Below are 6,405 nucleotides of genomic sequence, written 5' to 3' on the forward strand. Positions count from 1 at the left end.
GTCAGCAGGCGGGGACCTCGCCGGTGCCCTTCTCCATGGCGACCAGCGCGTCCACGGCGCCCCTGAGCGTGGTCACCGGGACCAGGCGCAGCCCCTGGGGCAGCTCGGCCTCGGCCTCGGCGCACTCGTCGCGGGGGACGAGGAAGACGGTGGCGCCGTCCCGCTTGGCGGCGCGCGTCTTCAGCGGCACGCCCCCGACCGCGCCGACCCGGCCCTCGGCGTCGATGGTGCCGGTACCGGCCACGACCCGGCCGCCGGTGAGGTCGCCGCCGCTGCCGTCGCCGTCCAGCTTGTCGACGATGCCGAGGGAGAACAGCAGTCCGGCGCTCGGGCCGCCGACGTCGGCGAGCTTCAGGGTGACGTCGATGCCCTGGTTCTCGCGGCCCAGGTACTTCAGCGCGGCCCGGGTGGCCTCGTCCTGGGACTCCTTCATCTGCTTCCGGTTGAACTGCTCGATCTCCTGGACGTCGTCCCCGCTGGGGTAGACGGCGTCGCGGGGCATGACCGCCTCGTCCGTGCGGAACCAGCTGTCGATCACCTGCGGCAGGCCGACGCGGGTGTCCGGCGAGGTCGCCTCGATGGTGGTCATCCGCAGCTGGCCGGTGGTCTCCCGTACGGGGGCGCCGGAGATGGTGATGACCTGCCGGCCCTTGTTCTCGCCGAGCACGTCGGCCGTCAGCCCGGGCTGCGCGACGGAGAAGGGCAGCGGCGCGAGCACGGCGGTGGCCAGCAGCGCGGCGGCCGGGGCGGCACAGACGGCCAGGGCCTTGGGACGTGTGAGGCGAGTGAGCACGGAGCCAATCTAACGTGACGGGCGTGGGACCCGGCCGGGGTGCCCGCGGGGGCGGATCCGCGGGCGGGCGCCCCCGCCCGGCGAGTACGGTCAGCGCAGGGCCTCGGCGACCTCACGGGCCGCCTCCACCACCCGCTTGCCGACCCGTTCCGGCACGACGTCCGCCAGCATGACGACGCCCACGCTGCCCTCGACGCCCGTGACACCGACGAGCGGCGCGGCCGCCCCGCAGGCGCCGGTCTCCAGCTCGCCGTGGGTGAGGGTGTAGCCGGGGTCTCCGGGGGCCTTCTGCCGGGCGGCGAGTATCGCCTTGCCCGCGGCGCCGCGGTCCAGCGGGTGCCGGAACCCGGCCCGGTAGGCCACGTGGTAGTCGGTCCACGACGGCTCCACCACCGCCACGGCGAGGGCCTCCGCGCCGTCGACCAGGGTCAGGTGGGCGGTCGCGCCGATGTCCTCCGCGAGGGACCGCAGCGCCGGCATCGCCGCCTCCCGGACCAGCGGGTGCACCTGTCGTCCCAGCCGCAGCACGCCGAGGCCGACGCGGGCCCGGCCGCCGAGGTCGCGGCGGACCAGCGCGTGCTGCTCGAGCGTGGCGAGCAACCGGTACACGACGGTCCGGTTGACGCCCAGTTTCTGGGAAAGCTCGGTGACGGTCAGCCCGTGATCCGTGTCGGCGAGCAGTTTCAGGACCCGTAGGCCCCGGTCGAGCGTCTGAGAGGTCTCCGCGGTCACGACGCCCACTCCTTCAGTGGTGAGGTCGACGGCCCCTCGCGGCAGGTGCGTCACCGGTCCCGGCGGTCACGCGCTTCAGAGGGCCGCCGATCGGCCGGCGGCCCGGACCAGTCCCGGGCACAGTCGCTTCACGGCTGCGCTCCGCGGCGGCGCTGCCACGGGGCGTGTGCGTAGCGGGACAGTAGCGAGCCGGTCCCGCTGAGCGGAAGGCTCCGTCCAGAATCCGGTCATCAGTTGAACAAACTGGTCACTTTTGTCCCGGTACGCACACGAGGGGACCGCTCCCACTCGCTTCCCGTCCACACGTGACACACAGGCGTCTCACCGCATGCGGGTGGCCCACTCCTGCACCTTGGCGATCCGCTGGCGCAGCTGTCCCGCCGTCGCCTCGGCGGACGGCGGGCCACCGCACACCCGGCGCAGCTCCGTGTGGATCACGCCGTGCGGCTTGCCGCTCTGGTGGGCGTAGGCGCCGACGAGCGAGTTGAGCTTCTTGCGCAGCTCCATCATCTCCTTGTGGGAGACCACGGGCCGCCGCTCGGCCGGCAGTTCGAGCAGGTCGGCCTCCTCGGCCGGCTTCTTCTTGCTGTGCGCGATCTGCCGGGCCTGCCGCTTCTGCAGCAGCAACTGCACCTGATCGGGCTCGAGCAGGCCGGGGATGCCGAGGTAGTCCTGCTCCTCCTCGCTGCCCGGGTGGGCCTGCATGCCGAACTCGGCGCCGTTGTACATGACCCGGTCGAAGACGGCGTCGGACTCCAGTGCCTCGAAGGGCAGCATGTCCTGCTCGCCCGTGTCCTCGTCCTGCTGCTTGTTCGCCTCGTCCATCTCCTTCTCGGACTCGGCGTACGGGTCCTCCTCGCCCTCCTTCCTGGGCTTGTCGAGGACGTGGTCCCGCTCGCGCTCCATCTCGTTGGCGAAGCCGAGCAGGTCCGGCACGGTCGGCAGGAACACGGACGCGGTCTCGCCGCGCCGCCTGGACCGTACGAAGCGACCGACGGCCTGGGCGAAGAAGAGGGGCGTGGAGATCGTGGTGGCGTACACGCCGACCGCGAGACGCGGGACGTCGACGCCCTCGGACACCATGCGGACGGCCACCATCCAGCGGTCGTCGCTCGCGCTGAACTCGTCGATCCGCTTGGACGCGCCGGCGTCGTCGGAGAGGACAAGGGTGGCCTTGTGGCCGGTGATGTCGCGGATCAGCTTGGCGTAGGCGCGCGCGGAGTCCTGGTCGGAGGCGATGACCAGGGCGCCGGCGTCCGGGATGGCCTTCCTGACCTCGGTGAGCCGCTGGTCGGCCGCGCGCAGCACGGACGGCATCCACTCGCCGCGCGGGTCGAGGGCGGTGCGCCAGGCCTGGCTGACGGCGTCCTTGGTCATGGGCTCGCCGAGCCGGGCGGCGATCTCGTCGCCGGCCTTGGTGCGCCAGCGCATGTTGCCGCTGTACGACATGAAGATCACCGGCCGGACGACGCCGTCGGCGAGGGCGGAGCCGTACCCGTAGGTGTAGTCGGCGGACGACCTGCGGATCCCGTCGTCGCCCTCCTCGTACGTCACGAACGGAATGGGGTTGGTGTCCGAGCGGAACGGCGTACCGGTCAGGGCGAGGCGGCGGGTGGCCGGCTCGAACGCCTCCAGGCATGCCTCGCCCCACGACTTGGAGTCGCCGGCGTGGTGGATCTCGTCCAGGATCACGAGCGTCTTGCGCTGCTCGACACGGTTGCGGTGCAGCATGGGGCGCACGCCGACACCGGCGTACGTGACGGCGACGCCGTGGTACTCCCTGCCGAGCGGTCCCGCGCTGTACTCCGGGTCGAGCTTGATGCCTATCCGCGCGGCGGCCTCGGCCCACTGCTTCTTCAGGTGCTCGGTGGGCGCGACGACGGTCACCTGCTGCACGACGTGGTGGTGCAGCAGCCAGGACGCCAGCGTCAGCGCGAACGTGGTCTTTCCGGCGCCGGGGGTGGCGACCGCGAGGAAGTCACGGGGCTGAGCCTGGATGTACTTGTCCATCGCCCCTTGCTGCCAGGCGCGCAGCTTGCCGGCGGTGCCCCAGGGGGCACGTCCGGGGAAGGCCGGGGACAGGTGGTGCGAGGCGGTGCCGGCGGTGGTAGTCACGATCTCCGGGAGGGGGGTCGGGCGGCTCTGGTGCGTGGGACGACCGGGCCACCCTACCGATGGCCCACCGCTCCACACGCCGCCGAAGCCCCGGGTCGCCCACGGGTGGGACCCACGTCACAACCCCTTGAGCCGCACGGCGATCTCCCTCACGTCGCCGACCGCCCCGGACGCCACATCCACGACCAGCGTGTACGCGGCGTCCTGGTCGGCGTGCAGCAGGTCGACGCCGTTGAAGGCGAGGAAGGTGGCCGCGGCCAGCCAGGCGGTGCGCTTGTTGCCGTCGACGAACGGGTGGTTCGTGGCGAGGGCGTGCAGCAGGGCGGCCGCCTGCTCGTACGGGTCCTGATAGGCCGGGGTGCCGAACATGCGGGCGCGCGGGCGGTGCACGGCCGAGGCGAGCAGCCCCGGCGTGCGCGCCACCGGCGGGGCGCCGCCGAACGCGACCTCGGCGATCTCCGTGACCTCGTCGACGGTGAGGTGCCGCGTCATTCGCCCAGCCTCCTCAGCAGCTCCGCGTGCTCCGCCGCGAGGCGCTCGGCGACCGCGCGCACCTGCCGGCCCTCCTCGTGGAGGTGGCGGCGCAGCGCGTCCAGCGCGACGTCCTCGGGCGTGAGGTCGTGCGCGTCCGCGAGGTCGTGCAGAGCCTGGAGCAGGGCGGAGTCGGGGCGGAGTACCAGTTCGGACATGGCCGGATGATACTGACCGCGACCAGTCGCTCACACATTGTTCTTGGGCTGCTCCTCCGGGCGAAGCCGGGTGGCTATCCACACCCCCGCCAGCGCCACCGCCGCCATCGGCAGGAACACCGCGGCGAAGGCGGCCGCGTGGGAGCCGGCGGCCTCCGTGGCCGCATGGCTGACGGCGCCCCCGCCGAGGGCGGCGAAGGCGGCGCCGCCGATCGCCAGGAGCAGGACGTTGGAGAGGCCGTCGGAGATCTGGAGGGCGGCGGAGTTGGTGCCGGCCTCCTCGGGGGCGGAGAGCTGGAGCAGCAGCACGCTGGTGGAGGAGACCACCAGGCCCATGCCGAAGCAGCCGAACGCCCACGCGACCGCCAGCGTCCAGGCCGGCACGGAGTGGATCAGCACGCTCGGCGCGGCGGCGATGGCGAACGCGACCAGCAGCATCCCGAGGGACATCAGCCGCTCACGGTGCCGGTCCAGACGCGGCCGGGACTGCACCCAGGACCCCAGCGCCCAGGTGCCGCCGCCCGCCGCGAGGGAGAAGCCGGCCAGCGTCGGGCTGAGTCCCCGCTGGGTGACCAACATCAGCGGCACGAAGGACTCCGCCGCGATGAAGGAACCGGCGGCGACACCGCGCAGCAGCACCACCGACGGCAGGCCGCGCGCCGCCCGCCAGGTGCCGCGCGGGAGCAGGCCGAGGACCGCCGGGACCAGCAGGGCCACGCCCAGCGCGCCCGGCAGCAGCGACAGCCAGCGCAGGTCCTGCGCGGCGTACTGGAGCAGGCCCGCCCCGAAGGAGATCGCCAGGGCCAGCCGGATACGGCGGCGGTCGAAGGAGGCCGGGGCCTCGGCGGCGCCCCCGACCGGGCCGGAGGCGAGCCGCCGGATCTGGGGCAGGGCGAGCGCCAGGGGGAGCACCACGATCACCGGGATGCCGAGGAACACCCAGCGCCAGCCGAGGTGCTCGGTCACCGCGCCGGAGGCCAGCGGGCCGACGATGGACGGGACGACCCACGCGGCCGCGAACGCCGCCATGATCGCCGGGCGCAGCCGCTCGGGATAGGCGCGGCTGACGACGACGTACAGGGCGACGATCACCAGGCCGCCGCCGAGGCCCTGGACCGCGCGGCCCAGGATGAACAGCCACATCGTGCCCGCCGTGCCGCCGATCAGCAGCCCGGCCGCGAAGGAGGCGATGCCCCAGGTGAGCGGGGCGAGCGGGCCGCGCCGGTCGGACCACTGGCCGGACAGCACCATGCCGAAGAGGCTGGTGGTGAAGTACCCGGAGAACGCGAACGCGTACAGCGACACGCCGTTCAGCTCGCGGGCCGCGACGGGCATCGCCGTGCCCACAGCGGTCGCCTCGAAGGCGATCAGCAGCACGACGGAGACGACCCCGATGCTCAGTGCGCGGTACCGGCGGCTGAGGACGGTGTCGTCGGGGACGACGGCCGGGGCGGGAGCGCCGGCGGGCTCGGCGACACCCGTGTCGCGGGGGTTCGGGGCGGTCATGACCGCCAGGGTAAGGTCCACGGCCCTGGTTGACCCCTGTCGGGGGTCGGTTCCGGCACCGGGACCTTGGTCGTAGGACCGGGGCGCCCCCCGCCCTTCGTGAACGGCACATGGCAGTCGTGTTGCACGCCCCGGCGTTCCCTTGAGCACCGCGAGCCGCCCGCCGTACGGTCGATGCACCGGTTCGGGACGGCGGGGCGCCGCACGGCACCCCTCCCCCACCGACACGGCCGTGTGCCCGAGTGGTTCAGGGACTCGCCTGCAAAGCGAGTAACGCGGGTTCGATTCCCGCCACGGCCTCGAGGGAAAGAGCGGGGTGCTTCGACAGCACCCCGCCGCCACCGCACGGCCGTGCGCCCGAGTGGCTCAGGGACTCGCCTGCACAGCATCCATCAGCAAGCTCCGCTCGCGGGGAGTCACGCGGGTTCGATTCCCGCCACGGCCTCAAGCGAAAGGGCGAGGTGCTTCGACAGCGCCCCGCCGCCACCGCACGGCCGTGCGCCCGAGTGGCTCAGGGACTCGCCTGCACAGCATCCATCAGCAAGCTCCGCTCGCGGGGAGTCACGCGGG

Annotated in this window: 6 protein-coding genes and 2 tRNA genes; 2 read left to right on the forward strand and 6 right to left on the reverse strand. The window is 73.1% G+C overall.

Annotated elements, in window-relative coordinates; translation table 11 throughout:
- Position 1: 1 nt before the first annotated feature.
- The 6 genes from ACF1AG_RS04730 to ACF1AG_RS04755 form a co-directional block, all read right to left on the reverse strand.
- Positions 2-793: a S16 family serine protease gene (locus ACF1AG_RS04730; protein WP_359605182.1), complete on the reverse strand. Its 792-nt coding sequence runs from the start codon at positions 791-793 to the stop codon at positions 2-4.
- A 90-nt stretch (positions 794-883) separates the two neighbouring features.
- Positions 884-1,525 (reverse strand): IclR family transcriptional regulator, encoded by a 642-nt coding sequence (locus ACF1AG_RS04735; protein ID WP_086702234.1) that lies wholly within the window; start codon positions 1,523-1,525, stop codon positions 884-886.
- A 321-nt stretch (positions 1,526-1,846) separates the two neighbouring features.
- Positions 1,847-3,640, reverse strand: a complete 1,794-nt coding sequence (locus ACF1AG_RS04740) for a DEAD/DEAH box helicase (protein ID WP_359605184.1) — start codon at positions 3,638-3,640, stop codon at positions 1,847-1,849.
- Positions 3,641-3,757: 117 nt separating this feature from the next.
- Complete coding sequence (locus ACF1AG_RS04745; RefSeq protein WP_359605186.1) at positions 3,758-4,132, reverse strand: type II toxin-antitoxin system death-on-curing family toxin; 375 nt, start codon at positions 4,130-4,132, stop codon at positions 3,758-3,760.
- Complete coding sequence (locus ACF1AG_RS04750) at positions 4,129-4,329, reverse strand: hypothetical protein (RefSeq protein WP_359605188.1); 201 nt, start codon at positions 4,327-4,329, stop codon at positions 4,129-4,131. The genes ACF1AG_RS04745 and ACF1AG_RS04750 overlap by 4 nt, the downstream gene beginning before the upstream one ends.
- Positions 4,330-4,359: 30 nt before the next feature.
- Positions 4,360-5,835 carry an MFS transporter gene (locus ACF1AG_RS04755; RefSeq protein ID WP_391809313.1) on the reverse strand — a complete coding sequence of 492 codons (1,476 nt, stop codon included), beginning with the start codon at positions 5,833-5,835 and terminating at the stop codon, positions 4,360-4,362.
- Positions 5,836-6,063: 228 nt separating this feature from the next.
- On the opposite strand from ACF1AG_RS04755, the gene ACF1AG_RS04760 reads away from it, so the two are divergent.
- Both ACF1AG_RS04760 and ACF1AG_RS04765 read left to right on the forward strand, forming a co-directional pair.
- Positions 6,064-6,135: transfer RNA gene (locus ACF1AG_RS04760), tRNA-Cys, on the forward strand.
- A 47-nt stretch (positions 6,136-6,182) separates the two neighbouring features.
- Positions 6,183-6,280, forward strand: a tRNA-OTHER gene (locus ACF1AG_RS04765).
- Positions 6,281-6,405: the final 125 nt, after the last annotated feature.

The sequence above is a fragment of the Streptomyces sp. NPDC014764 genome (genome assembly GCF_043082785.1).
GTDB lineage: Bacteria > Actinomycetota > Actinomycetes > Streptomycetales > Streptomycetaceae > Streptomyces > Streptomyces althioticus.

Coding starts and splice junctions, on each gene's coding strand:
- ACF1AG_RS04745 (WP_359605186.1), bottom strand. CDS start 4,132: ATGACGCGGCACCTCACCGTCGACGAGGTCACGGAGATCGCCGAGGTC.
- ACF1AG_RS04750 (WP_359605188.1), bottom strand. CDS start 4,329: ATGTCCGAACTGGTACTCCGCCCCGACTCCGCCCTGCTCCAGGCTCTG.
- ACF1AG_RS04755 (WP_391809313.1), bottom strand. CDS start 5,835: ATGACCGCCCCGAACCCCCGCGACACGGGTGTCGCCGAGCCCGCCGGC.